This is a genomic window from uncultured Paraglaciecola sp. (assembly GCF_937123705.1).
Taxonomy (GTDB): Bacteria; Pseudomonadota; Gammaproteobacteria; order Enterobacterales; family Alteromonadaceae; genus Paraglaciecola.
In genome coordinates this window covers 18,904-44,751 of sequence record NZ_CAKZKO010000201.1, presented here as the reverse complement: position 1 = coordinate 44,751, position 25,848 = coordinate 18,904, and the positions used below count along the sequence as shown (strand labels likewise).

At 39.8% G+C, this 25,848-nt stretch carries 25 protein-coding genes; 13 read left to right on the top strand and 12 right to left on the bottom strand.

Annotated features, from left to right (window positions below; genetic code table 11):
* The 4 genes from rnr to Q0688_RS24855 form a co-directional block, all read right to left on the bottom strand.
* Nucleotides 1-1,620, bottom strand: a 1,620-nt coding sequence (gene rnr / locus Q0688_RS24870; protein WP_299083778.1) for a ribonuclease R, incomplete at its 3' end; no start/stop codon positions are given.
* 91 nt (nt 1,621-1,711) lie between these two features.
* Nucleotides 1,712-2,284, bottom strand: a complete 573-nt coding sequence (locus Q0688_RS24865) for a hypothetical protein (RefSeq protein WP_299083774.1) — start codon at nt 2,282-2,284, stop codon at nt 1,712-1,714.
* A 145-nt stretch (nt 2,285-2,429) separates the two neighbouring features.
* Nucleotides 2,430-3,059 carry a tetratricopeptide repeat protein gene (locus Q0688_RS24860; protein WP_299083771.1) on the bottom strand — a complete coding sequence of 210 codons (630 nt, stop codon included), beginning with the start codon at nt 3,057-3,059 and terminating at the stop codon, nt 2,430-2,432.
* A gap of 119 nt (nt 3,060-3,178) precedes the next feature.
* The gene (locus Q0688_RS24855; RefSeq protein WP_299083768.1) at nt 3,179-3,415 is read right to left on the bottom strand and encodes a TIGR02647 family protein; all 237 of its coding nucleotides are present in this window, start codon (nt 3,413-3,415) and stop codon (nt 3,179-3,181) included.
* A 119-nt stretch (nt 3,416-3,534) separates the two neighbouring features.
* On the opposite strand from Q0688_RS24855, the gene fre reads away from it, so the two are divergent.
* Complete coding sequence (gene fre / locus Q0688_RS24850; protein WP_299083765.1) at nt 3,535-4,233, top strand: NAD(P)H-flavin reductase; 699 nt, start codon at nt 3,535-3,537, stop codon at nt 4,231-4,233.
* A 32-nt stretch (nt 4,234-4,265) separates the two neighbouring features.
* On the opposite strand, the gene trmL is transcribed toward fre, so the two are convergent.
* The 5 genes from trmL to Q0688_RS24825 form a co-directional block, all read right to left on the bottom strand.
* Complete coding sequence (gene trmL, locus Q0688_RS24845) at nt 4,266-4,730, bottom strand: tRNA (uridine(34)/cytosine(34)/5-carboxymethylaminomethyluridine(34)-2'-O)-methyltransferase TrmL (RefSeq protein ID WP_299083784.1); 465 nt, start codon at nt 4,728-4,730, stop codon at nt 4,266-4,268.
* 91 nt (nt 4,731-4,821) lie between these two features.
* On the bottom strand, nt 4,822-5,784 hold the full coding sequence (locus Q0688_RS24840; protein WP_299083762.1) for an alpha/beta fold hydrolase: 963 nt from the start codon (nt 5,782-5,784) through the stop codon (nt 4,822-4,824).
* An 87-nt stretch (nt 5,785-5,871) separates the two neighbouring features.
* Nucleotides 5,872-6,303 carry a CBS domain-containing protein gene (locus tag Q0688_RS24835; RefSeq protein ID WP_299083759.1) on the bottom strand — a complete coding sequence of 144 codons (432 nt, stop codon included), beginning with the start codon at nt 6,301-6,303 and terminating at the stop codon, nt 5,872-5,874.
* A 99-nt stretch (nt 6,304-6,402) separates the two neighbouring features.
* Complete coding sequence (locus tag Q0688_RS24830) at nt 6,403-7,809, bottom strand: ATP-binding protein (protein ID WP_299083755.1); 1,407 nt, start codon at nt 7,807-7,809, stop codon at nt 6,403-6,405.
* A complete protein-coding gene (locus Q0688_RS24825) occupies nt 7,806-8,501 on the bottom strand; it encodes a response regulator transcription factor (RefSeq protein WP_299083752.1) in 696 nt (231 codons plus the stop codon). Before Q0688_RS24825 ends, Q0688_RS24830 begins: the two co-directional genes overlap by 4 nt.
* Nucleotides 8,502-8,650: 149 nt before the next feature.
* Here Q0688_RS24825 and Q0688_RS24820 point away from each other — a divergent pair, with 149 nt between their 5' ends.
* The gene (locus Q0688_RS24820) at nt 8,651-9,466 is read left to right on the top strand and encodes a Spy/CpxP family protein refolding chaperone (RefSeq protein ID WP_299083749.1); all 816 of its coding nucleotides are present in this window, start codon (nt 8,651-8,653) and stop codon (nt 9,464-9,466) included.
* Between the two features lie 63 nt (nt 9,467-9,529).
* Here the strand turns inward: Q0688_RS24820 and Q0688_RS24815 are convergent, their stop codons facing one another.
* The gene (locus Q0688_RS24815) at nt 9,530-10,636 is read right to left on the bottom strand and encodes a DUF748 domain-containing protein (RefSeq protein WP_299083746.1); all 1,107 of its coding nucleotides are present in this window, start codon (nt 10,634-10,636) and stop codon (nt 9,530-9,532) included.
* Nucleotides 10,637-11,074: 438 nt separating this feature from the next.
* Here Q0688_RS24815 and Q0688_RS24810 point away from each other — a divergent pair, with 438 nt between their 5' ends.
* The 5 genes from Q0688_RS24810 to Q0688_RS24790 all read left to right on the top strand — a co-directional run bounded on the left by Q0688_RS24810 (nt 11,075) and on the right by Q0688_RS24790 (nt 15,923).
* Complete coding sequence (locus Q0688_RS24810) at nt 11,075-11,266, top strand: CsbD family protein (protein WP_299083743.1); 192 nt, start codon at nt 11,075-11,077, stop codon at nt 11,264-11,266.
* A gap of 77 nt (nt 11,267-11,343) precedes the next feature.
* Nucleotides 11,344-11,487, top strand: coding sequence for an entericidin A/B family lipoprotein (locus tag Q0688_RS24805; RefSeq protein ID WP_299083740.1), 144 nt, complete (start codon nt 11,344-11,346; stop codon nt 11,485-11,487).
* Nucleotides 11,488-11,519: 32 nt separating this feature from the next.
* Nucleotides 11,520-12,485, top strand: a complete 966-nt coding sequence (locus tag Q0688_RS24800) for a mechanosensitive ion channel family protein (protein WP_299083737.1) — start codon at nt 11,520-11,522, stop codon at nt 12,483-12,485.
* 142 nt (nt 12,486-12,627) lie between these two features.
* Nucleotides 12,628-13,518, top strand: a complete 891-nt coding sequence (locus Q0688_RS24795) for a VacJ family lipoprotein (RefSeq protein WP_299083734.1) — start codon at nt 12,628-12,630, stop codon at nt 13,516-13,518.
* Nucleotides 13,515-15,923, top strand: a complete 2,409-nt coding sequence (locus tag Q0688_RS24790) for an MMPL family transporter (protein ID WP_299083731.1) — start codon at nt 13,515-13,517, stop codon at nt 15,921-15,923. Before Q0688_RS24795 ends, Q0688_RS24790 begins: the two co-directional genes overlap by 4 nt.
* Nucleotides 15,924-15,960: 37 nt before the next feature.
* Here the strand turns inward: Q0688_RS24790 and Q0688_RS24785 are convergent, their stop codons facing one another.
* A complete protein-coding gene (locus Q0688_RS24785; protein WP_299083727.1) occupies nt 15,961-16,542 on the bottom strand; it encodes a DUF502 domain-containing protein in 582 nt (193 codons plus the stop codon).
* 457 nt (nt 16,543-16,999) lie between these two features.
* Between Q0688_RS24785 and trpS the strand changes: the two genes are divergently transcribed.
* The 4 genes from trpS to Q0688_RS24765 all read left to right on the top strand — a co-directional run bounded on the left by trpS (nt 17,000) and on the right by Q0688_RS24765 (nt 22,990).
* Entirely contained in the window at nt 17,000-18,004 is a 1,005-nt protein-coding gene (gene trpS / locus Q0688_RS24780) for a tryptophan--tRNA ligase (protein WP_299083781.1), read from the top strand.
* 100 nt (nt 18,005-18,104) lie between these two features.
* Nucleotides 18,105-19,559, top strand: a complete 1,455-nt coding sequence (gene thiI / locus Q0688_RS24775) for a tRNA uracil 4-sulfurtransferase ThiI (protein ID WP_299083724.1) — start codon at nt 18,105-18,107, stop codon at nt 19,557-19,559.
* 235 nt (nt 19,560-19,794) lie between these two features.
* Nucleotides 19,795-21,789, top strand: a complete 1,995-nt coding sequence (locus Q0688_RS24770; protein ID WP_299083721.1) for a TonB-dependent siderophore receptor — start codon at nt 19,795-19,797, stop codon at nt 21,787-21,789.
* A gap of 88 nt (nt 21,790-21,877) precedes the next feature.
* A complete protein-coding gene (locus Q0688_RS24765) occupies nt 21,878-22,990 on the top strand; it encodes a PepSY domain-containing protein (RefSeq protein ID WP_299083718.1) in 1,113 nt (370 codons plus the stop codon).
* Nucleotides 22,991-23,059: 69 nt separating this feature from the next.
* Here the strand turns inward: Q0688_RS24765 and Q0688_RS24760 are convergent, their stop codons facing one another.
* Nucleotides 23,060-23,287, bottom strand: a complete 228-nt coding sequence (locus Q0688_RS24760; RefSeq protein WP_299083715.1) for a cysteine-rich CWC family protein — start codon at nt 23,285-23,287, stop codon at nt 23,060-23,062.
* A gap of 85 nt (nt 23,288-23,372) precedes the next feature.
* Between Q0688_RS24760 and Q0688_RS24755 the strand changes: the two genes are divergently transcribed.
* Nucleotides 23,373-25,658, top strand: a complete 2,286-nt coding sequence (locus tag Q0688_RS24755) for a YdbH domain-containing protein (RefSeq protein WP_299083713.1) — start codon at nt 23,373-23,375, stop codon at nt 25,656-25,658.
* Nucleotides 25,655-25,837 (top strand): YnbE family lipoprotein, encoded by a 183-nt coding sequence (locus tag Q0688_RS24750; RefSeq protein ID WP_299083710.1) that lies wholly within the window; start codon nt 25,655-25,657, stop codon nt 25,835-25,837. Before Q0688_RS24755 ends, Q0688_RS24750 begins: the two co-directional genes overlap by 4 nt.
* The last annotated feature ends 11 nt before the right edge of the window (nt 25,838-25,848 follow it).

The window sequence follows — 25,848 nt, the reverse complement described above, 5'->3', positions numbered from 1 at the left end:
TAACAACATAGTTTGAATAAGCTCTTGATCGGCTCTGCCTTGGATCTTCTCGATAACGTCAGTGAATTCTTGAGGAGACACTTCGCTGCCAATTTTGTGAGTGATCCCCACTTCGCCTAGATAGGACAAAAAAGCCCCGAGTCTATCTGAATCAGGTTCATCATGAATTCGATACAAGGCTTCAGCTTGATGTTTTGTCAAAGTTTGTGCCGCCGAGACATTCGCCAAAATCATACATTCTTCGATGAGTTTATGGGCGTCGTTACGGGTGACGGGCACTATATTGTCAATTTTACGCTGGGCATTAAACACAAATTTACTTTCTTGGGTTTCAAACTCAATAGCACCCCGCTGATGGCGGGTACGTTTTAATACGCGATACATATCATGTAAATTTTTTAAGTGAGGCACTTGCTCGGCATAGCGTTTATGAAGCTCGGGGTTACCTTGTAATATGTCCCACACTTTTGTGTAGGTTAACCTTGCATGGGAGTTCATCACCGCTTCGTAAAATTGATGCTCTACCAGCTTGCCAGTTTTGCTGATGGTCATTTCACACACCATACACAAACGGTCAACTTGGGGGTTCAGTGAACATAGACCATTGGATAATACTTCAGGCAACATAGGAACCACTTGTTCCGGGAAGTACACTGAGTTACCCCGATTCTGTGCTTCGCTATCAAGCGCCGTACCCGGACGCACATAATAACTGACATCTGCAATGGCCACCCAAAGTTGCCAACCGCCTTCATCTAACGGTTCGCAGAACACTGCATCATCAAAATCTCTCGCATCTTCACCGTCTATGGTCACTAAGGGCAATTGCCTTAGGTCTATGCGCCCTGCTTTTGCTTCTTCAGGCACCTGCTCATTGAGTCCTTTGACTTGTTTATCCACTCCCTTTGGCCACTGATGGGGAATATCAAAGGTACGCAGCGCCATATCAATTTCCATACCAGGCGCCATATGTTCACCCAATACTTCTACTATCTTACCTATGGCATTGACGCGCTTTCGAGGCCGTTGCACTATTTGAACAACAACAATGTGCCCTTGACGGGCACCATTAGTTTGTTCTTTGGGGATCATAATTTCATGGTTGATACGGGCATCATCAGGAATAACCACCCCCACATTATTTTCAAAAAAATAGCGACCTACAATGGGCTCAGTGCGCGGCTCAACAATTTTAGCGATTCGCGCCTCGCGCCTACCACGGTTATCGGTGCCACTTTCTTTCACCATCACCAAGTCGCCATGTAATACCATGGACATTTGCGCATTGTGAATAAATAAGTCTTTTTCGCCGTCGTCGCGCTTTAAAAAACCAAAACCGTCGCGGTGTCCAATCACCCGACCTTGTATAAGATCTTCGGTTTTGAGCTTGGCATATTTTTTATCGCGATTAAATTCTACTTGCCCTTCACGCTCCATGGCGCGAAGACGACGCTGAATGCCAATGCGACTGTCTTCGTCTTTGGCATCAAGCAACTGACAAAACTCTAAAAAAGACAAAGGTTTTTCAGATTTCACTAAAAGTTCTAGCAAGTATTCTCGGCTGGCAACAGGATTCTGGTATTTCTCTTTTTCCCGTTGATAATGTGGGTCGTCGCTCATGGGGCGATGAAATTCCTAACTTAATATGTTTAATTAAGTTAAGTATAACTAAATGCGCCCCAGCAAATATCACTTTTTAACAGTTAGTGGTTTATTTAACTCTTAATCCATGAATACGATGTACCTCTAACCAGTTATTTTTACCATCATTTGACCATTCCAGTTTCCACTCAAAGGAGTTTTTTTGCAGATCAAAAAACGTGATTCGAGAATATTTTCCTTGGGGTGTTTTCTGTTTAGAACGCATCACTATTTGTTTGTCGTTGGACTCTGCGCTAAATAAATTAACTGCTTTACCAGCCGTGGTTGTCCAAATCATCAACCACTGCTTTTTATCATTATCAAAAACCCGAATATTGGTGCCCATTTGCCGTTTGCTGGCTGGCGCTACCTCTTCAGACAGGGGGGGAGAGAAATATTCATCCTGTACCGCCCAACCGTTCAAGGTTGTATAAAAATGCCAATCTGCACTCCCCGCTTGTTTCCATCCTGAGCCATCGGGTTTTAAGCTCTCTTCAGTAGTCCGCCAACTGCCTAGCATCTTCTGCCAGTGCCTGACTTGCTCAGGTGCATCTTGGTTAAATTTTGTTTCGGGGGTTTTGGAATGAGCCGTAAAGACAAACAATGCTATCGCAACGAACGGCACTAGTTTAAAAAAAACCATAATAGTCTCTCTAAATCATTAATAGAATTTAGACGTTACGTCATCAATTTTAGGAAGTGAAATATTCTAAGACAGGTGACCTACAAATAAGATAAATGGTAAATATTAAATCTACTTAAGCCGTACTCTAGGTAAGTAGCAATACTTACGAATTTAGAGGCCTTTTAGCTTTGCGCACGGCTTTAGGGTGCATCAGTTTTTCGAGACCTTGCATACAACTAGTTATCTTTTTGTGCGTTGTTTTATCTGCGGTAATGGCATTATACAACCAGTGATACGCATCTTCATAATCGTACGGGCTGCCATATCCTGCTATAAACAATTCAGCTAACTGAATTTGTGCTTGTAAATACCCGAGTACTGACGCCTCACGTAAAAAAACCACGGCTCTTTCTTTGTCCTGTTGTACTAGCTTGCCTTGTGCATAATAGCGGCCTAGCTGTTCTAATCCCGCCGCAAGCCCTTGCTCTGCAGCTTTGTGTATAAAGCTAATACCCCTTTCAGGATCGGCTTTAACACAGACGCCCCAAGCCAACATATCACCCCACAAAAACTGATAACTGGGTATTTTGAGTGTTTCTGCTCGAGCTTTAATGTCTTGTACTAACTGACAATCATCTAACACCACACGGCTTAAATGTTCATTTTTATTGATGAGATTGAGTAATTCATCCTGCGAATATAACTGAACAGCCTTTATTTCACCTGCAGCGTTTACGCCAGCAACAAAAACTAAGGCGCTACAAAATAAAGATACAGACTTGAATACATGCATAATAAATTATCTAAAGGTTAGGCTTTTCTTTGTATCGGCAACAAAGGCATTTTTATAAATGATTTGAGTGTTTGACCCAAATAACATTGAGTCACCTTTATATTTGTTGCCGACGACAGTTATTTCTCCATTAACGCCATTTTCACTACTTGGGCATGTTCAAATAAATCATGACCCAAGTCGGTTAAATATCCCCCATCAGGCAAAGTAACAATGCCCTTAGCATGTAATCTAGTAGCTGCTGCAATCACTTCGGGTTCAGCATCATTATGGATCTTCAAACCTTGCATCAGGCTTTTATTTGGAAACTTTAGAAGTAAGTTTAGTTCTGCAACCATTTCAGACGTAAATGTCATTTTTATTCCTCACAAATTAAGTATAATCACTTCCTGAGACTAAAGCTCAAACCGATGAATATCAAAGGTTATTTCAAATAATCATATTCAAACCGTATCCATATAACCAGAAGAAGTCCATGCAAGCAATTCAATGTAAGGTAGAAAAAATTGAGTCCCTTACAGACACAGTTAAACGTATAGTCCTAACACCCATCACTCCGCTTAGCTTTGTTGCCGGTCAATATCTACAGGTAGTGATGAATGAAAATGACAAGCGACCTTTCTCTATTGCTAATGCGCCGCGTGCAAATGGCAGCATTGAATTACATATTGGTGCAGAACCCGGCAATCAATATGCAGGGCAAGTATTAGAAAAAATGCAAGAAGGTGAATCAATCCTAGTTGAAGGCGGATTGGGAGAAGCATGCTTTGTTCAAAACGACACTCAAGCCACTATTTTACTGGCTGGCGGCACAGGTTTTTCATATACATTGTCGATACTTCAACAACTTCTTAGCCAGCCAAAAAGTGCCCCTATACTTTTATACTGGGGTACGCGCACCAAACAAGATATGTATGCCTTCGACGAACTCAATACATTGGCACAGCAACATCCACACTTCAGCTTTATACCTGTTGTAGAACAAGCTGAAACAAATTGGAGCGGCAAAACGGGATGGGTACATAAAGCTGTACTTGAAGACATTCCAAATTTAGCAAACTATCAGGTCTATGTTGCGGGTCGCTTTGAAATGGCAAAAGTGGTACGCGACGATTTCACCAGCCAAGGCTTGCCGCTTACGTCCTTATTCGGGGATGCCTACGCCTATATTTAGGCGTGCGAGTTTACGTACCTTAAACGACTTGCTTACACCGCTCCGTCAAAGTCCATTTGCCGCCATGCTTCATATACAAACACTGACACGGCATTAGATAAGTTCATACTGCGACTTTCAGGCAACATGGGGATGCGTACTCTTTGCTCCGGTGGTAGTGACTCAATCACCTCATTGGGCAATCCACGGGTTTCTGGACCAAACAATAAGGCATCACCCGCTTGGTACTTAGCCTTTGCAAAAAAGGCTTTGCCTTTAGTTGTACAGGCAAAGATGCGTTTGGGTGAACGTGCTGCAATATAGGCGTCGAGATTGGCATAACGTTGAACTTTAGCAAACTCGTGATAATCCAAACCAGCCCTACGCACCTTTTTATCGTCCCAATCAAATCCCAAAGGCTCAATTAAATGTAAGGCAAAACCAGTATTCGCACAGAGACGGATAATATTACCAGTATTTGGCGGAATTTCAGGTTGGTATAAAACAATATCGAGCATGAGTATATTTTCAGTCACTAGTTAAAAATTCATTCTAACAAAAAAGCGCCAAGTGATTGAACACTTATACTATTAATCCAAGTTTTTCGTCCTAGCTGCTGGCTTTAAAAAAATCCAAGATGGCGGTTAAACACGGCACTCGGTAGCTATCTTGCTCTTCTAATAATTCATGCCTTGAGCCGTCAATCACCATTAGTTTTGTTTGGGCCATACATGCCGCTACTCGACTCTGTCTTTTGTTGTCAACAATTTGATCGGCTCCTGCTTGAATAACTAAAGCTGGGATGGGGAAATGTGCTGCATTTTTTTCTATTTGATCCATCGCTTGCGCAGCCATACTTAGCCAATGGCCACTCACTCCACCTAACTGCACTTGAGGTGACTCTTGGTATTCTTGACGGAAAATGTGATAACGCACTTCACTCTGAGTTAAATCATTTCCGACAAAACCTTGGCTTTCATAATCTTCTTGACCAAAAAAATAGGCGTTTTTGTTACTTATCAAGCCATGCAGTGAAAACAAAGTGTTAGCCAACCAATTTGGTAGTGCTGGACGAATGCCAAACATAGGTGCCGAAAACGCGACTTTTTCAAACAATTCTGGGTAACGTAAAACCATCAAGCCACCAATTGCGCCACCCATTGAATGACATAATAACTGAGGTTTTTGTTCGGTTTTTTTTAAGACGACTAGATCTATAAACTGTTTAAAGTCAGCGACATAATTAGAGAAGTTTTCGACATAACCGATATGTGGGTTGTCTAACATACGTCCCGATAAGCCTTGCCCCCTGTGGTCGTGAATGAATACCGAATAACCATTTTGATACAGGTCGTACACCACTTCTTTATATTTGATGAAACTCTCAATGCGACCCGATGACACCACCACAGTCCCTATTGCTTGTGGGTGCAATACAAAAGCGTAAGCAATATCGATTTTTCCTGCGCCTACAAACCTTCCCTGCTGCACAGTATTTTGCCAGAAAGGCTGAATAGCCGCAGAATAAGTAGTTGCTAATGCGTCTTCCGAGCAGAGTAAATATTGAGACATGTCATGATCCTAGAATTAAATTTGATACAAAAATAGCCCCGACAACCGAGTTCAGGTTAACGGCAAAACAGTAAGCAATAGGCTGACCTATTTGGCTTGTTTTAGTTTGTTATTGTGATTGACTTCAATCACTTTAAGAATATCACGCCAACTTAATACCCCAACGGCCGCTCCGTTTTCATTCACCACTGGAATACAGGAAATATTATGTTGATTGAATAAACTGATGGCCTCGTATACATCGGCATTCGAAGTCAAAGTAATTGGCTGCCGACTCATAATTTGATGAACTTTTCTGTTCAAAGTAAAAGTGTCACTTGCCTTTTCTTGGACTGTTCCGATAAAAGGACTAATAGACTTAAGTAAATCTCGATCTGATATCACACCTTGCAATCTACCATTTTCAACCACCAGCAGATGATGGAACTTAGCATTTTCAAAGATATGTTTGACCACACTTAGAGTGTCATCCATTGATACTGTCACCACAGTTTTACTCATAATTTTTTCAATTTGCATATAATGTCTTACACATCTTTAATTTCAATTAAAAGGAAAATAACCGTAACTTTGTAGCAGTTGCAATAAAGTCAGAAGAAATTTAATACTAAAAGGCAACTAAGGCTTTAAGTAAGGGACCTGTATTTTAACAAGCAACCCGCCATTAATGTTATTACTTGCCAGAATAACTCCCTTATGTCTTTGTATGGCATAAAGGGCAATCGCCAATCCTAACCCAACTCCACCTGAATATCTGTCTCGGGAAGAGGACTCTCGGTAAAAAGCTTCAAATATTTTGGATAAATGACTTTCCTCAATGCCATTACCATCATCTTCGATGTTCCATACCAAATGTTTGTTTTGAATCAACACTGACACCTTAACTTGCTGGTTAGAATAATGGATCCCATTACGTATAACATTTTCTATTGCACTACTTAAAAGTTGAGGGTCGACTCGAATACTGATGTCTTCAGCGGCCTGATAAACCAGAGTCTTATTTTTCTGTTCAGCTTCGAAAAGAGCATCATTAATAATAGGAGCCATTATTTTTTCAAGATTGATGACTTGAAGGTTTAGAGTAGGTTGATTATTTTCCAATCGAGACAACAACAATACTCTAGCAAGCATGTCTTCTATCTGCTGTGATTCTTTCTCTATGCGAGTTAAAGCATCACGAACTTTAAAAGACATATCCTGCTCGCTTTGTTGTTGCGCAATTCCGATTGACAACTGTAAACGGGTTAAAGGCGAACGTAACTCATGAGAGATGTCTGCCAATAGCCTTTTTTGGCTGCTTAACAAATTCTCGACTTGCTCAGACATATGGTTAAAGTCGCGGCCTAGCTGACCAATTTCATCCAAACGTTTACTTGCGTTAGCCACTCTGACGCCCATTTCACCGGTTGCCATTCGTTTTGAAGCAAGCCTTAGTTGCTTAATAGGCGTTAATATCCCTCGAACAAATAAGTAACATAGACTCGCACTTAGTGTGAGTAATAACAAAACAAATACTTCGGGGTATTCATAGCGAATAAGACGTAAATCTCCTTTTGGTCTTGGCCTTACTAAAAACAGCAAATAGTCTTGGTTATTGACTCTAACTAAGCTAGGGCCAATAAAGTTTGTGCCTTTTACGTCCATAACTAAAGCAGAATTGTTGATAGTGAAATCATCAAATACTTGATGATTTATTTGCCATCGCCGCGGAAGATTATGCGTCATTTTCCTGGTTGTAGAGTCGATTAATACAAAATCAAAACGAGTGCCGTTTCTTATTCTATTTATACGTTTATTTAGATCAAATTCTGGGTTGCCTCTTGAAAGGTGATTTTGAACTTTCCTTGTTAACATTGTTAGGTCTCTTTGTTGCTTGCGATTAATAGGGTGATATTCAACATCTGAATCAAGCTGCTTTACCAGCCAAATAGAACCTAAAAAAATCACTAATGACGCTAACCAAAACCATAAAAAAACTCTGACAAATAAACTCTTAGCTGGATTGAATTGACCTAAATTTTTCATGCTTGAACCAAGTACCTATAACCTGCACCACGGTGTGTTTTAATTTTTTCATCTGAACTAAAAACAGCCAATTTTTTGCGTAGATTACTAATGTGCATATCAATATTACGATCAAAAGCAGATAGATTTTTTCCTAATACTTTTTTACTGATGTCCTGCTTGCTCACTAACGAGCCTTGATTAACCATTAATAGGTACAAAATGGAATATTCTGTGCTGGTTAAATCAACCAGTTTTCCAGCACAAAAAACATCTTGCGCAGCGGGAATAATCTCGACATTCCCTAAGGTTAAGTTTTGATGCATTCTGTTACTAGATAATAATGCCATCCTTCTTACTAACGCTTTTATTCGTGCCGACAACTCTCTATGGTTAAAAGGCTTAGGCAAATAATCGTCAGCTCCCAATTCTAGCCCTAATATTTTGTCATAATCATCACCTTTAGCGGTTAACATTAAAACGGGGGTTAAATGACTAAGACGGAGCTTCTTTAATACTTCAAAGCCATCCAATTTAGGCAACATTACATCCAACAAAATAAGGTCGTAATGCTTATTTGATGTGGCAAGGGCTACACCGCTTTCCCCATCAAAAGCAACTTCCAATTCGTAACCTTGTGGCGTTAAATATTCCACTAACAACTCGGTTAACGCTACATCATCATCGATTAATAAAATTTTCTTAGCTGACATCAGGTTCCTTAGTTAGCTTGAATGTAGAGGGTACTATAACCCTGCAAATACTGAGTACTACCATACCTTTACACAAGCTTTACATTACCTTTGCGTTTCTTTAGATTCCAGTTGCTAGACTTGTTAACAAGTCAACAAGAGGAAATGAAATGTCTAAAATTAAGGTTTTATTTAAAACAACTTTAACTCCTATAGCTCTGTGCGTAACTTTGATATGTTCGAGCCCTGCAGTAGCTAAAAGAAGTCATCATCAAATGCCGGCTGGTATGCACCATATATTGTCAGAGGTATCGCTAACTGACACCCAAAAGCAAGATGTAAAGCAAATACTAAAACAAACTCGCGATGATAATAACCTGTTTAAAGCAGAACAAAAATCACTCAAATTAAAACTCAATCAACTCGTAAGAACGGACCAATGGGATCAACAATCAGTTCAAAATGCCATTGGTCAACACCAAGACTTACTACAACAAAAAGCATTGCAACGAGCAGTCATTAAAAATAAGATTTGGAACTTATTAACTGCGGCTCAGCAATCTGAATTTGTAGCTCAAGCTGAGTTACGCCAAACAGCATTAAGAAGCAAGAAAAACACTTTATCTAAAGACAAACCCACAGGAAAAAGAGCGAAACGATTAGATTTTACAGAGCAACAATTAACCGCAATACAGAAAGTTAAAAGCTCCACCAAAGCATCGGCTAAAGATAGCAAATTTAAACTAAAATCCTATAACGCGGCTGAGCGAAAACTGATACAAAGTAGTGAGTTTAATATACAAGCATGGAGTGAGTTACACGCAGAATACCAAGCAGATTTTTTGACACTGGCGATTTTAAAAGCAAAATCCAGACATGACGTCTGGAACCTGTTAACACCTGAACAACAGCAAAAATCGAAACAAAGCGCGAATAAAAAAAGGAAATCTAAGAAAAGAAAAATGCATAGACAGCAAAATGCTTAGCCTCTGATCATTCGAGCAACACATTGAATAAATAGCAGCTTCTGTTTCACACAATTGGAGCTGCTATTCTTTAGGACTGCTATTTGGTTGCTCATTTAGACCAATTACAGAATGTTCTAACTTTAGATCATAGGTTTCAATAAATGCGTTTCTGAGCATGGCTGCAAACGCATCAATAATGGATATTTTGGGGTTGTCCAAACTACCTTTTATGTCGACTCTAGTAGCAAGTAGATTTCGGTCACCTTTTTCCAAAACACTCACCAGCACCCCTCCTATCGCATCAAAAATAGGGCGTAATGGATTGGCGTCATCGTTAATAATATCTTCTCGCCACGAAAATACATCTAATTCGTAAAAGCCAATTTGAATGTAACCTTCTACCTCTCCTGCCTGAGACTTTAACTCACAAGCTAAGTCAATTTCTCCAGCTTCGAAATCGAATGGTGCATAAAATTCCATTAATGATTTGAAATAGGAAACAGGGAGCTTGGCCATCTCTAAATTAACATCAAAAGTCGGCTTGCTAGTATTTGGGTCAAATTCAGCCGTTAAAGTAACCTTTGCTTGATTTTGGATATCACCACTCAACTGAGCCTTGGCCAAAGTAGCTGAATTTTTTGAAATGACAATGTCAGTGACAAGCATTTGAATATTATCAATACTAAATTCGGTCCGCTTTAACTGAGCTTCGGCATCTATAGCAATTGAACCATTGATTATCGTTAATTTATCAATATCAAAAGGTGTCAGTTCGCGGGCTAAACCAAGCCAAGTTTTTTCATTTATAATGGCTTGGTTTTCAATGACCTTGTCTTGTGGGCGGTCATATAAACCAATTGTAGGGTTAACAATCGATATCTCAGTCACCAACCTACCTTTCAATAACGCCCTCCAAAATATCGATATTTCGATTTTGTCGGCGACAATTAGCGGAAAGTCTTTTTTGTCTCCAGCTTGGCGAATGTTAATCCCATGTATAGTGTACCCGCCATCTAGTATCCCTAAGTCTACATCGGCGACACTGCCTACTATTGCGTCAGTTCGTTTAATTGTTTGATTTGCATACCATGTCATAAAACTTGGTGCAGAAAACCTCACAATAAGGAGCACCAAAACTAGCACCATTAACATTATTTTCGAGGTTCTATTTAGCCCAATTTTATACATTGAATATTCCTTTGTACGGATACATCATTTTTGTGTGCTTCTATATGTGAGTTCAAGAAAAAACCTGCCATTGCAAGGCTAAAACAAGGCTTGGGAGATGTTAATTCCTACTCGCTTTGTTTCGACTCTTCTAGCTACAGGTATGCAAACATGACGCCTAAGGCGCTTGCCCGAATAAAAATAGTTATTCATTTGATTTTAAAGAGATTTTATTTCTCTAATCAAAACTCACTTCCTAATTTTTGGCATATGAATATAAAATTTTCATAGCAACTCACTTGGCTGTGTAATATTTACAAGGAATTTAGGTTTGATACGCCCCAGTAAAATTTAAATATATATTAATCAATCACTTATACTTTGGTATGGGATTTGTATTCCTATCATCACAAGGCGAAAACCGCCTTTACTTTTTAATCAAATTTGGAGATATCGACAATGAATAAAGACACAATTAAAGGTAAATGGAAACAAGCATCAGGTTCACTAAAAGCCAATTGGGGTAAGTTAACTGACGATGATTTGCAAGAAATAGACGGTAATCTCGAAAAATTTCAAGGCAAAATGCAGGAAAAGTACGGCATGGCCAAAGAGGATGCCAAAAAAGAGTTTGAGAATATCACGTCATAGATTTCGAATAAGACATGTTATTAAGTAAAAATGAACAGTAGCTTTTAGCCACAATTAATTTTAGGGAGCAAAAGATTATGAATACCCTTAAATCGAAAATTAGATCAATGCTTATTATAATGGCAATCGGAGCCTTTCTAAACGCTTGTGCAACAGTCGAAGGTTTTGGTGAGGATATCGAAACTGCAGGTCAAGCGGTACAAGATGCAGCTGATAATTAATTCTTGAACTTGTTATTTAAGAGGAGTTATTTATGTGGCGTAAAGTCAAAATATCAGCACTAGTTGCGCCTGTTGCGTCACAAGCAGCCCATGCTAGTGAAAAAGCCGAAGGAATAGATTTACAATCTGCCTTGCAAACCCTTCGCAGTACTTTATCTGATATCACCTATGACTTTGTTGGTCACACTCCTTATATTTTGGCAGGGCTGGTGGTTTTGCTGCTTACTTGGGGAATGTCATTTGTAGTGAGCAGAGTTGTAGTTAATATGTCGAAACGCAGTACCATGCGCGGTTCACTTCGAGATTTATTGCAACGACTAACTAGTATCCTTGTTTGGTTGTTAGGTTTACTCCTCACTGCAATGGTCATATTTCCAGGTTTAACTCCAGCTAGTGCTTTAGGTGGATTAGGTTTGGCATCGGTTGCCATTGGTTTTGCTTTTAAAGAAATTTTTGAGAATTTTTTTGCTGGCATCATGTTGCTGTGGAAATACCCTTTCGAAAAAGGTGATTTTATAGAATGCGAATCCATTACCGGCAAGGTCGAAGATATCTCGGTTCGCATGTCTCAAATTCGACGCACTAACGGTGAATTGGTTGTTACGCCTAATTCTTTTCTGTTTAAAAACCCTGTTAAGGTGCTTACAGATTTAAATTCGAGAAGGATCACCATCATGACAGGTGTTGCCTATTCAGAAGACGCCGATGAGTCAGTAGAAATAATCGAAAATGCTTTGCAGGAATGCAAAACCATCAATCAGAACCAGCCAATTGAAGTATTTTTAAACGGTTTTGGCGCTAGCAGCATTGATATTGAAGTAACTTGGTGGACGGACCCTACTCCTCTTGGACAAAGAAAATCTCGAGGAGAGGTTGTTGGAGCAGTTAAACGAGCACTAGATAATGCAGGAATTGAAATTCCTTTCCCTTATCGAACTATGACATTTAAAGAGCCCTTAACAATTCAACAAATGCAAGAGACGCCGGACTCTCAATAAAAAATAGTTGAAGTATGCCTTATATTCATTTGTCTATAAGGCAATATTGAACGTATTACAGAACGACAGGGCTTTTACAGGAACAAGTTTTATTAATAAATCCACTTGAAGTTGAGTGAATATTGAACTGAAGGAATTCAAAATGGAACGCAGCGGCAATATATTTTCCACTTTAATTTTAACTATGGTGATATTAGTTTCAGGGTGTGCCAGCAAAGAAGACTTAACCAATCGGCAGAGCCAGTTATTTCAAACAGGCATTCAACAAAAACAAGCTGTTAGCGGCAATTTGGATGTTATAGAGGTCCAAACCCAAAATGGCCAAGTGGCAATTACGCCCAATGTAGTAGCTTATACCCCTGCTCAGTTTGATGACCCTTTTGAACCTGTCAATCGCGCAATTTTTTCGTTTAATCATGTAGTCTATACTTGGCTGCTTAACCCTTTAGCTAAAAGTTATACACACCTAATGCCCGATCCTTTTGAGTCGGGTGTCACCCAGTTTTTTAGTAATCTGCGTGAACCACTTAATGCAATCAATCACTTATTACAAGCAAATGGCACCCAATCAGCCAGTAGTTTAGGGCGTTTTTTAATCAACAGTACAGTGGGCTTACTTGGACTATTCGACCCAGCAGATGCCTGGTTTGGGATAGAGGCAGACAAGTCAACCTTAAATGATACCTTAACTAGCTGGGACATTAGTTATGGTGCCTATATTGTTATCCCAATACTGGGTCAAAGTGATGTTAGAAACGGACTATCGACATTCACCGAAACCACTTTTGCGCCCATAACTTATCTAACTGAATCGCCGCAAACTCAATATATTCAAGGATATGATGGATTTCATGATTTCTCTCCAAGGGCAAAGAGTTATGAAACTTTATATCAAGAAAGTGACGATCCTTATGAGTTTTTTCGCAATATGTATATGCAATCCGTTTTGCGCGATAAGGAGTTTTCAGAAGCAAGTGATGAGCCAAAGAGCGCCGCCGATGCTGGCGAGAAAACAGAAGGCCAATCAAAATGAATAACCAAGATACGGTATGGTTGACCAAAAAACCGCGACTTGTGGTGATAGCCATGCTGATACTAACACTTAGTTTGGGCTGGTTTGCGCAGCACTTTAAAATAGATGCATCTGCTGAAACATTGTTAGTCAAAGACAATGAACTATATATTCAAAGCCAATTAATGAATGAAAGGTTTTCACCTGATGAATTTATATTATTGGCCTATGAGCCTAAAGAACATGATGTTTTTAGCGAGCAAACCTTTACCGACATTCAGATCCTAAGTAAGAAATTACAAACAATACCAAGAGTTAGATCGGTAACACACATACTAAATGTCCCCCTATTATCACAAATGTCTTCGTTAGATCCTAACCTAAACCCAAACGAATGGACTTGGCAAAGTAAACAATTTAGCTATCAACAAATGCGTCAAATATTCGAAAACCACCCAATTTTTACCGATTTATTAGTGAATAAGGCTAAGTCTGCTACATCCATTCAAATTGTATTTAAGAAGAATAAAGCCTTATCTGAAATTGACTCTCAAATCATAAATTTAGATAAAAAGCGTTTAACCAATGAATTTACAGATAAAGATGAAATCAAAGTTGCTGAGTTAAAAGCAGAAGCAGATCCAATTAGACAAACTCTTAATAAACAGAGAGAACAAGAAATTGCTCAGATCTATAAATTTTCTGAATCAGTTGCAGCTGATGCCAATATCTATTTAGGTGGTTCATATGTTTTAGGTCATCAACTCGTCAATATTATTCGAACCGATCTGAAGTTATTTGGTAGCGCCATTGGATTAACAATTTGTGTGATGTTGCTAATATTATTTAGAGAATGGCGCTGGGTGTTAATCCCCATTGTTTGTTGTCTTTCAAGCGTGGTGATGACCATTGGTCTTTTTGGCATTTTCGACTTAAGAACCACCGTTATTTCTTCAAATTTCATCGCGCTACAGCTTATTTTAACGTTAGCGATTAGCGTGCATATCATCGTGCAATATAGGCAATATTCGAACGACGATCCAGAAGCGAGCCAAGCAAAATTAATCACTAAAACTTTAAAACAAAAAATTAAACCGTGCTTTTACGCTGGGATTACTACTTCGGTTGGTTTTGGTTCACTTATTTTTAGTGGAATTCAACCGGTGGTAAGTTTTGGTTTTATGATGATTATCGCTATGTTTGTTTCAATTATGATTTCACTCATTTTTTTACCGGCATTGCTGAGTTTGTTTCCGCGTAGCCAAAATGCACCTTTGAATAAAACTAGCCAAAAATTTATTGAAGCGATTTCAAGCCTAACAAAAAATCACACTGGGAAAATTATAAGCGCATTTATAGTGTTAGTTGTGCTGTCGATTTTCGGACTGTTTAGACTCAGTGTAGAGAATAGTTTTCTTAATTACTTCGCAGAAGACACCAAAGCCCATCAAGAATTAACCTTTATAGACCAGCAGTTTGGAGGATCCACACCCTTTGACATAGTGATTGATATCCCACAAAACATGCAAAAAACTGACCTTGCCTTAAGTGCTGAAAGTATCCAACAATTGCAAGTGGCACAAACTATTCTTAATCAATACCCTGCAAGCGGTAACACTACTTCGGTGGTTAATTTTACCGAGCTAGCACTAAAACTAAACCAAGGTCAGCCACTCACAGAATATGAGCTAACGGCTATTTATAATCTTGTTGACGAAAATTTACGAAAAACTCTTTTAGGTAGCTATTTTTCTATTGAGCACCAACAACTGCGATTAAGTAGCCGAGTGAAGGACAGTACCCAAGGATTTAACCGAAAAGAGTATTTAGAAAACTTACGTCAAGAATTAGAAACCAACGGTATCCCCAAAGAACAATATCAATTGACTAATTTGTTTGTGCTTTATCAGGACATTTTGCAACGGTTGTTCAAATCACAAATCTTGACGTTAGGAATTGTTTATATTGCTTTGCTTATAGTCATGTGGATTTTGTTTAAACGTTTTTCAATTGCTTTAGTGGCCTTGGTGCCGAATATAATCTGTACGTTACTGATTTTAGCCGTGATGGGTATTGCCAATATACCATTGGATTTAATGACAATTACCATAGCAGCCATCGCCATGGGAATAGCTGTAGACGACACAATACATTTTGTACATCACTATCTTTATGGCGATAAAGACCCGCAAAAAGCGATTAATAAAGCCTATTTTAGTGTGGGTTATGCCATGCTATTTACTACGCTAATTATCTGTACAGGCTTTGCATTGTTAGCTTTTTCTGACTTTGTACCCAGCATGCTTTTTGGTCTTTTAACTTCTTTAGCTATGTTATTTGCACTTATCACCGATTTAACATTATTGCCTGCCTTACTTACTCGTTTTATTAAGCCCATTGCAACTAGAACCGATGATATTACTTAATGAGAACGTGACCATTTAAATTGGTACGACCTTGTTTTTAATTAACTTTTTTACCACCTGCAACACTACCACCAGTCAGAGCGATCCGCATGGCGGTTTCTACATCTATGTCTAACGGAGTAAGCTGATCGCTATCAATATATAAAGTATAGCCACCGATTTGGTAACTCAATGGTATATATACTCCCAGTTTGTCATCATTTTTAAATATCGTTTTGGCACTTTCTTGACTTGTAACAAAGCCAATAAGATGGATATTCTCGTTAATTTTTACAGACACCACACTTTGCATTTTTTGACTTTTACCAATATTGATTAAATTGATAGCATCGTGAATTGCGCCATATATTGTTTTAACAATAGGTATTCGTTCTAATAGACTGCCTCCCCACGAAATTATCGAACTCACTAAATACACATTTACGGCTAGCCCAACAATAAACAGAACCACTATTCCTAGTAACAACCCTAAACCTGGAAAATAAAAATCTGAGGGGATAAACGGCAGTAAGCTAGTTTCAATCGTCGTAATTAACCAAATCAAAAAGTATAAGGTTAAAGCGATTGGTAACAGTGCAAGTAGCCCTTGCAGCATGATTAATGGTATGTTTTTAAGCACTATAATCCTTAATTCAATTCTAGTATTTAAATGATATTAAAACACTTCATTAGATAGTTGACGATATATTGTCCGATATTCACCTTAAAATGGTTACTAAAGGCAAAGACCAAACAGCAAGGAATCAGATTAAGGGCTCATTTAGCTATGTCTCTAGGTTTTGCAGATGCGATTTGAGCAAATAGGAGTCATGTAACCTTAGGCTAAATTAATTCTTGCGCTCAGCTCATCAGATTGCTACTTTGCGTGGCATGAAAATACTTTCTAGCTCTACATTTATTACTACATCTTGGTGGCACTCTCTTTTATAAGAGCGGTGTTGAATACTTTTGTTCACAGATCGCCGGATGGCAACTGATGAATAAGTAAGTATGTCTCCGGTATTTAATTAAGGAGATATACATTGAAAAACACAACTTCAGAACCGGCAACCTCTGCCTCTCAGTCAACTCAGCCTATCAATAACCAAGAAAAAATTCTTACGGGTGATCGCGCCACGGGGGCATTACATTTAGGGCACTTTGTGGGTTCATTGCAGCAACGTATGCAGTTGCAGCATCAGTTTGCTCAAACTATTTTAGTAGCAGATATGCAAGGGCTAACAGATAACGGACATAATCCTAAAAAGGTGTCTTCGAATATTCTGAATGTGGTTGCCGACTATCTAGCTGTGGGCATCGACCCGCTAAAAACCACAATTTGTTTGCAATCAGCGCTCCCTGCCCTTGCCGAATTGACCATGTATTACGCCAACTTAGTGTCTATTGCTCGCTTGGAGCGTAACCCTACGGTTAAAACAGAGATCAACAGCAAGTCTTTTGGTCGATCTATCCCAGCTGGTTTTTTAACTTACCCTATTAGCCAAGCCGCAGATATCACGGCATTTAGGGCGACTTTGGTGCCAGTAGGTGAAGACCAATTACCTATGCTAGAACAAACCAATGAGATAGTGCGGCGCTTAAACACTATTGCCCAACAAGATATTCTGCTTGAGTGTAAGCCTTTGTTGAGCAAGGTGTCACGACTGCCAAGCGTGGATGGCAAAAGCAAAATGTCGAAGTCCATGGGCAATACTATTATGCTCGGTTCGAGTCAAAAAGACATTAGCAAGGCCGTTAAGTCAATGTATACCGATGCAAATCATTTACGGGTCAGCGATCCGGGGCAAGTGGCGGGCAATGTGGTGTTTACTTATTTAGATGCGTTTCATCAAGACGAAGATTATATAGCAGATTTAAAAGCCCATTATTCAGCGGGTGGTTTAGGTGATGGCACGGTAAAAAAAATACTAGAAGAATGTTTGCAGGATCTATTAGCACCCATTCGAGTGCGCAGAGCCACATTGACTAGCGACCCGTCACAGCTGATTGCCATATTAAAACAAGGTACCGAGCGTTCACAAGACGAAACTAACGATGTGCTCGCTCAGGTAAAAAATGCGTTTGGCTTAAATCTTTTCTAGAGAAGGGTTGATCTCCGCTTAGTGTTATTTTTGCATCAAACTGTGGCTTAGGTATAATCCGCAGCCACTTGTTTTAGCGATGCACAGTACAAATAGACCCATGAAAGTTATCATCAAATTACACCCAGAAATCACCATTAAAAGTAAATCGGTACGTAAGCGTTTTACTAAAATATTGGAATCGAATATTCGCAATATTTTCAGGCCTTATGCTTTTGATGTGGGCGTGATGAATAAATGGGATAAATTGGAGTTGTCGGCTCATACCAACACTCCAGAGCAGTCTGCGCAGGTGATTGACCAACTTAAGCGTATTCCGGGCATAGAGCAGATTTTAGTAGTACGTGAGAGCACGTTCACCAGCCTTGAAGACATTTACCAGCAAGTTAAGCTGGTTTGGCAGGATAAACTTGCCAATAAAACCTTCGCAGTGCGCGCTAAACGTCGTGGCAATCACGAATTTAGCTCTACAGAAATAGGACGTTACGTAGGCGGTGGCCTATTTCAATTTTGTGAAACAGGCGGCGTTAAGCTAAAAGATCCGGATATTACCATTTCCCTAGAAGTAGAAAATAACCACCTGTTTATGGTGGAACAACGTATTTTCTGTTTAGGCGGATTGCCTATTCCCACCCAAGATGACGTGTTGTCTTTAATGTCGGGTGGATTTGATTCGGGCGTAGCCAGTTATCAGATGATCCGCCGTGGTGCCCGCACTCATTATTGCTTTTTTAAACTGGGCGGCGAACAACACGAAATTGGCGTAAAGCAGGTCAGTCATTATCTGTGGCAACGTTATGGCGCGTCCCATAAAGTGAAGTTTATCACCGTCGATTTTGCAGATATCGTCACTGAAATTCTGGAAAACGTAGAGAACTCCCAGATGGGCGTTATTCTGAAACGCATGATGTTACGAGTGGCTAGTCGTGTGGCTGAGCATTTTGGTATTGCTTCTTTAGTCACCGGTGAAAGCCTTGGGCAAGTGTCGAGCCAAACCTTAGCCAATTTGTCGGTTATTGATAAAGTCACCGATATGTTGGTGTTACGCCCGCTTATTTGCGCCGATAAACAAGAAATCATTAACACCGCTCGTGAAATCGGCACCGAAGATTTTGCTCGTACTATGCCTGAATATTGCGGCGTGATTTCAAATAAGCCCACAGTACGCGCAGTGATGGAAAAAATCGAAGCTGAAGAAGCCAAGTTTAACTTTGATTTGCTCGACCAAGCCCTTGAGAATGTTGAAGTCATGGACATTCGTCGCATTGCCGAATTGGCCAATCAAGAAGTGAAACAAGTCGAAACCGTGGAGCAGCTTTCAAAAGGGGCTATCGTACTCGATATCCGCAGCCGCGAAGAGCAAGAAATTGCACCACTCAAACTTGCTAATACCGAAGTACAGCATATTCCTTTCTTTAGACTCGCCACCGCCTTTGGTGATTTAGACCAATCTAAAGACTACTTTTTATATTGCGACAGAGGCGTGATGAGTAAAATGCAGGCCTTGTTATTACATGAAGAAGGTTTTAGTAACGTATCTGTGTATCGTAAATAGGCTAAGTAACCCGATGTGATGGTTAGTTGTTGCTTCGCTTTGTTTTCCCGAATACAAAGATTAAATCTAAATGATAATTACTTGCATTTAGATTTAATCTTTGTAGAATCTTGCTCACTGTAAGAAAATAATCAATGTGAGTTAAGATTTTATGTTCAAACAAAAAACATCAATTGCTGCCTCAGTTGTGACTCTTTTGTCTTTGAGTTCACAGGCTTTGGCGAATGATGGAAATATGGAAACTATAACAGTAACAGGTAGTTACTTTAACGATTACAAAGTGGATAACGCCTCAGGAGCAACACGTACTAACACTTCTCTTTTAGAAACGGCGCAAGCCGTTACCGTTATTCCAGAAATCATCATTGATGAGCAACTCGCTACTACCTTAGGTGAAGTACTGGCAAACGATGCCAGCTTGTCTGCGGGATCTACTCAGAGAAACCGCGAAGTTTTTAACTCACGAGGCTTTACCCTAAGTTCGTCGACGGGCTATTTACGTGACGGTCATCAACATTGGTCTCATTACCAGCAACCTATAGAAACCCTGTCTCGCGTGGAAGTTATCAAGGGGCCTTCTAGTATTCTATATGGGCAGTCTGCGCCGGGTGGGCTGATTAATATGGTCACCAAACAACCGATCGCTACGGGTCTGTTTGATTTAAGTGCCGATATTGACCAAAATGGGTCATCGCGCTTTATGTTAGATGCCGCTGGCGCCTTGGTTGAAGATTTGTCTTTTCGCAGTGTATTGGTGAAGCAAGACGTTACATACAGCCGTGAATATCAAAATGGAGAGCAACGTGAGCGGGACCGTTTTCTTGGCTCCCTTGCTTTGAATTATCTCGTTTCGGATAATTTGTCTATCAACCTTTATTATGATCAAACCCAAGACAAAGCTGGATTAGATACAGGCGCTTGGCTAGATGCCAATGGAAAAGTCATAGGTGATGATAAAACTATCTATGACTTTGCTTGGGCCTTTACCGATATTAAAGTTAATAATATCGGGGCAAAAGCCAGCTATTACTTTAATCCTCACTGGACCTTAAAATTTGGCTACAACCAGCAAACCTTTGAGCGCCAACGCTTTGAATCCTCTCCTAAAAAACCAGCAGATTATCAATTGGGAGACAGCTATACCTCCAAACCTTACGACAGATTTGATGATTGGCAATTTAAAACCGCCTATCTTGACTTAACGGGTGAATTTTCACTGGCAGGTATTGAGCACAATGTTCTACTAGGGGTTAACAGCTTAGATTATTACTACGGACAACTCAGAGTACTAGCCCCAGCGCAACAGTATACACCTGGCCAAACGCCCTTATCTAAACCCAATATTCACTATGCTACAGACGATAGTTTATATAACAGTGAATACGACTATTATGGTGTGTATTTTCAAGACTTAATCACTTTACACCACCATTGGCAAGTGGTGCTTGGTGGCCGTTTTGACCAGCAAAATAAAGACAGTGCCGACAGCGACTCTTTTGTTCCTAAGTTTGGGGTGTTATATCACCCTAAAGACAATGCCACCTTGTATGTTAACTATGCCGAAGGCTTTGAACCGGCATCAAGTGAAACCCTTAATGATGAAACCGACAAAAATCATGGCATGGCACTAAGCGCAGTCACATCCAAACAAGTTGAGCTGGGCGCTAAATGGCAGCTATCAGACCGCTTATTACTAGAAACCGCTATTTTTGATATTGAAAAAAGTGGCGCGCTAATCAGTGAAAGCCTAGCCAATGAACCCGACTTTGAAAGCATCACCACGCAAGCTGGGCTGCAAAGACACCAGGGATTCGAGTTATCGGCACAAGGCGCAGTAACCGACCGACTGTTTGTAATGGCCTCTAGCATGTATCTGCAAGCCGAATATGAAAAAGACAACAAATATCAAGGACTCACGCCTGTTGATGCACCAAAATGGTCTGCGTCTCTTTGGTCTCGCTACGAAATGACCGAAAAACTTGCCCTCAACGCTGGTGTGTTTTATCAAGGTGAAAGATATGCCGACAGCAACAACACTGTCACTAAAGATGCCTACACCCGCGTCGACATAGGCGCCACTTATCGCACTAAAATATCTGGTATATCAGTGGATTACCGTTTTAATATAGAAAACCTATTGGATACTGATTACCTTGCCGGTGGCGGTTTAAACAATGTCACTATAGGCGCTGAGCGCATGGCGCGTTTAGAGGTTAAAACAGCCTTTTAATACCCAGTAACCTAAGCTTATCAAGAGTAATTTTTAACTTAATTTTTTAAAATAGGCCAGCACTTAACGTGCTGGCGTTGGCGTAAATATGAATATAAGAAAACTACTGTTTTGGGTGCATTTGATTGTTGGTTGCTGCGCCGCCGTTTTTATTTTTTTAATGTCTATTACTGGTGCTGCCCTCACCTATGAACGACAAATTATCAAAATGGCAGAACAAGCCGATTACCCTGTGGTTTTAGCTGCACCACAGAAAGCATTACCTATAGCGAACTTTGTTGCCTTGGCAGCGCAATATGCAACTGAAAACACTCCAGAAATCACTATAATGCGCGACAATGCCGCCCCTATATTGCTAAAGGATGGCCGCAAAACTATTGCCTATTTACATCCCTTTACAGCTGAAACCATGCAGCAACCCGGTGCGCCTACCAAAATTTTCTTTAGTCGGTTAAGGGCATTTCATCGTTGGTTAACATTAGACGGCAAATTTAGCGGATCAGGGCGCTGGGTTAATGGAATTGCCAATACAATTTTTGTTTTTTTGGCACTATCAGGCTTGTATTTATGGTTACCCAAACGCTTGCATTATCGCGCTTTTAAACAAAAATTAACCTTGGGCGGGCATTACCCAACAAAACAGGTTAAACATTATCAGTGGCATAATGTGTTCGGTTTCTATGTGATGCCTGCTCTTATAGTGATGGCCGTTACCGCTTTATTCTTTTCATTTAAATGGCCGGGGCAAACCCTCAAACACTATACTTCTACCGCAATGAACGCTTTACCAATGCCGGTTAAACTGCCTGAGCATGATGCTGCCAAAGTGCTATCAATAGACAAACAACTCGCCATTATTCAGCAGCACTTCCCCGATTGGCAAAATATTCGCTTCAGTTTAAGTGACCATCCTAGCAATGTTCAAATTTTTAAAATTGACAGTGGCAACGGTGGCGAGCCACAAAAACGGGTATCTGTGGCGCAACACACCATCACAGGAGAGCTCATTCAACAGCAAAGTTTTTCGCAACTTTCTGACTACAGACAAGCCCGCAGCTATATTCGCTTTTTACATACCGGAGAAGTATTTGGCTTAGTCGGACAAACCATTGCTGGCATAGCCTCTTTATTTGCTTGCTTGTTGGTGTATACCGGTGTGATGTTGTCGTGGAGGCGGTGGCAAAACAGTCGTGCGAAGTAATCTACTAAGTGTTCACCACCTTGGGTGAATCAGCCTTTGCTATCGCTTTTACTGTTATATTCTGTCAGCTTAGTTTGAAGGGGTACCTTGGGCCTTATTTCCCATGGCACAGGCTTTACATATGCACACTTTGTTTTTAGCGGCATCGGTTAATTGGTTTAATAGGTCATCAGAAAAAGGAATTTTACTTTCCATACACCAACATGCGGCTGTGTTATTGTTTGGGCTAGAGTTGGTACAACCATTATTATCGCCACATAATGGGCAATGACTCAAACTCGTTTTTTCTAAATTCACAGCTACTCCAATCTTGAATTTTGGTATTTTATAAAAGCAATTATTTAAGTTGTTTTTAGTAACGTTTAACAACTACAGGAAAATAATGGCAGGCTTCTTTACTAAAAAACGCCCCAGTAAAACCTTACTCATAGCTGTATTGCTTGTGGTAACGCTGGCGCTAATGTTGTTTTACCGCCGCCCACTCGCCATTAAAGGCATAGAATACTTTACACAATCACAAAAAATACACCTTAGTTGCCTTAATTTTTCTGTTGACTGGCAGCTTACTTTGCATATTCAAAAAGCATGTATAGCGACTCCACTAGGCAGTATTAAAGTAACTGAAGCCAAGTGGCAGCCTTGGGCCAACATATTAAACATTAAGCTAATAAAAGTTAAGCATAGTCAACAAGTTGCGGAAAACAGCAAGATCGAAAAAGTGCCCAGCTCAGAGCAACAACTTATTGATTTGAATCTGCCCGACTTTTTGCCCCAGCTAAATATTTCACGACTGCAAATTAACTCAGATGCATTACAACAATCAATAAACTTAAGCATAAGTCAAAAAACCAAACAAGAATTGAGATTCGCTGGCGACTTACAAGGCGTTATTAATTTATATCAAAAACCTATGACTGGGCAGATAGATTGGCGCTTGTCTGATCTCACTAAGTGGCTCCCCCAAGTGCATCAGCTATCCCAAGATAGGCCTAGGTTGTTTAAAGAGCTGGCCTTAGACCAAGCCCAAATCAATACCAGCCTAAACTTTGAAGGCACAACATTTAGCTTAGCGAACCAATTAGCTATCAATAGCCGAATGAGCATAGAGAATTGCGCTTTAGACGCTGTCGTTAATGGAAACTTACTAATTGCTGTAGACACTAGCAACTTCGATATACATTTGGATTTACGTGGTCTAGTAAATAAAGTTTCAACCAGCAGTTGCCGGTTAGCCCAACATTACTTTGCAAAAGATGACTTGCCGCAATTGGCTTTAGTGTTTACCGAAAAAATAGCGATAGATAAAACCCAGATTGTCCTGCCCCACCTTCAAGTCATAGATTTGCAAAATCCTCAAAGAAGACTGCTGATTGATGATGCAACTTACCAAACCACAGGAAAAGTTGCGTTAAAAGGAACAATTAATAGCTCCGCTATACACTTTGCCGACCTTAATATAGCTAATCTGAGTAGTGATTTCAGCGTTTCAGGGGAAAGTATTAATGACTTACACCTCCGGTTTGACAATCAGCTGTCTCAGTTGCAACTTCCAGATATCAACATACAAAATATTAGCAACCACATAGACGCCAAAGTAACCAATCTTAATGCCCTACACTTTTCTGGAAGTAGCAAGGCCACAAATGTGTCTGCATTCAAAATCGACACTCTTCCAATTAATATTACCCATTTAGGAAATGGCAATAAAACAAATATGACCCTTTCAAGCATACATAAGATCAACCTAGAGAATGGTTTTTTAGCTGAGCTGACTCAACAGCAAACCAGCGCTAGTTTGCAGATATTCCAGCAAGATATAGTCAGTTTGCGACATATAGTTTCACAGTTAGAAAATGCAGCGGATATTCAAGACGGAAGCTTTTCGGCAAAGATTGAATTAACACTGCCCTTAGAAGATAACGCGTTTACAGCATTTGGAACGGCCCAACTACAAAATGTATCGGGAAAATATCAAGACTATCAACTCAATAATATGACTTATCATACCCCCGTTAAGTTTGATTCAGCTGGACTTCAGTTAGCCGAGTCTACTCTACACATCGATTCAATTGATACTGGGGTAATAATTAAGCAGATTGAAGCCAAAGTGATTGCCAAAGATAGCGTTATACGTTTGAAGCAAGTGCAAGGTGACATCTTCAGTGGGCAGTTTTTATTGAATGACATATGGTTGGATGGACGACAGCAACAAATTAACATTAATATTCAAGGCATTGATTTAGCTCAAGTTGTAGCACTACAAGAGCAGCCAGGGATAACCATTACTGGCAACATAGACGGCGATATGCCGATTAATATAAACCAACAGGGTATTAGAATTGATGATGGTTGGGTGTCGAGTCTAAAAGGTGGAAAGTTAACCATAGAAAACAACCCATCATTTGATTCTATCAAACAGCAACAACCGCAAATTGCCTTGTTAGAGAATCTCGATTTTAGTCAATTGGAAAGCAAAGTAACATTAAAACCAGATGGCGAAATGTTATTTGACTTCGCAATAAAAGGTAACAACCCAGTACAAAATCAGGCAGTTAATTTTAACTATAGCCATCAAGAAAATTTATTTTCTTTGTTAGAATCGATACGCTTAATTAATTCGGTAGAAAAAACCATTGAACAAAAAATCAACCAAGGTGATAAAAATTGAAGACACTAATTTTGTTAATAGCAACCATTGGGCTATTAAGTGCTTGTACCCACAAAGTACAAGTTGAAACCAAAGAGCCCATTACAATCAATATCAACGTAAAAATTGATCACGAAATCCGCGTAAAAGTGGACAAAGAACTAGATGATGTATTTAGCGATGACAGCAGCTTATTTTAAGCCAAACGAGG

Coding starts and splice junctions, on each gene's coding strand:
- Q0688_RS24865 (WP_299083774.1), bottom strand. CDS start 2,284: ATGGTTTTTTTTAAACTAGTGCCGTTCGTTGCGATAGCATTGTTTGTC.
- Q0688_RS24860 (WP_299083771.1), bottom strand. CDS start 3,059: ATGCATGTATTCAAGTCTGTATCTTTATTTTGTAGCGCCTTAGTTTTT.
- Q0688_RS24855 (WP_299083768.1), bottom strand. CDS start 3,415: ATGACATTTACGTCTGAAATGGTTGCAGAACTAAACTTACTTCTAAAG.
- fre (WP_299083765.1), top strand. CDS start 3,535: ATGCAAGCAATTCAATGTAAGGTAGAAAAAATTGAGTCCCTTACAGAC.
- trmL (WP_299083784.1), bottom strand. CDS start 4,730: ATGCTCGATATTGTTTTATACCAACCTGAAATTCCGCCAAATACTGGT.
- Q0688_RS24840 (WP_299083762.1), bottom strand. CDS start 5,784: ATGTCTCAATATTTACTCTGCTCGGAAGACGCATTAGCAACTACTTAT.
- Q0688_RS24835 (WP_299083759.1), bottom strand. CDS start 6,303: ATGCAAATTGAAAAAATTATGAGTAAAACTGTGGTGACAGTATCAATG.
- Q0688_RS24830 (WP_299083755.1), bottom strand. CDS start 7,809: ATGAAAAATTTAGGTCAATTCAATCCAGCTAAGAGTTTATTTGTCAGA.
- Q0688_RS24825 (WP_299083752.1), bottom strand. CDS start 8,501: ATGTCAGCTAAGAAAATTTTATTAATCGATGATGATGTAGCGTTAACC.
- Q0688_RS24820 (WP_299083749.1), top strand. CDS start 8,651: ATGTCTAAAATTAAGGTTTTATTTAAAACAACTTTAACTCCTATAGCT.
- Q0688_RS24815 (WP_299083746.1), bottom strand. CDS start 10,636: ATGTATAAAATTGGGCTAAATAGAACCTCGAAAATAATGTTAATGGTG.
- Q0688_RS24810 (WP_299083743.1), top strand. CDS start 11,075: ATGAATAAAGACACAATTAAAGGTAAATGGAAACAAGCATCAGGTTCA.
- Q0688_RS24805 (WP_299083740.1), top strand. CDS start 11,344: ATGAATACCCTTAAATCGAAAATTAGATCAATGCTTATTATAATGGCA.
- Q0688_RS24800 (WP_299083737.1), top strand. CDS start 11,520: ATGTGGCGTAAAGTCAAAATATCAGCACTAGTTGCGCCTGTTGCGTCA.
- Q0688_RS24795 (WP_299083734.1), top strand. CDS start 12,628: ATGGAACGCAGCGGCAATATATTTTCCACTTTAATTTTAACTATGGTG.
- Q0688_RS24790 (WP_299083731.1), top strand. CDS start 13,515: ATGAATAACCAAGATACGGTATGGTTGACCAAAAAACCGCGACTTGTG.
- thiI (WP_299083724.1), top strand. CDS start 18,105: ATGAAAGTTATCATCAAATTACACCCAGAAATCACCATTAAAAGTAAA.
- Q0688_RS24770 (WP_299083721.1), top strand. CDS start 19,795: ATGGAAACTATAACAGTAACAGGTAGTTACTTTAACGATTACAAAGTG.
- Q0688_RS24765 (WP_299083718.1), top strand. CDS start 21,878: ATGAATATAAGAAAACTACTGTTTTGGGTGCATTTGATTGTTGGTTGC.
- Q0688_RS24755 (WP_299083713.1), top strand. CDS start 23,373: ATGGCAGGCTTCTTTACTAAAAAACGCCCCAGTAAAACCTTACTCATA.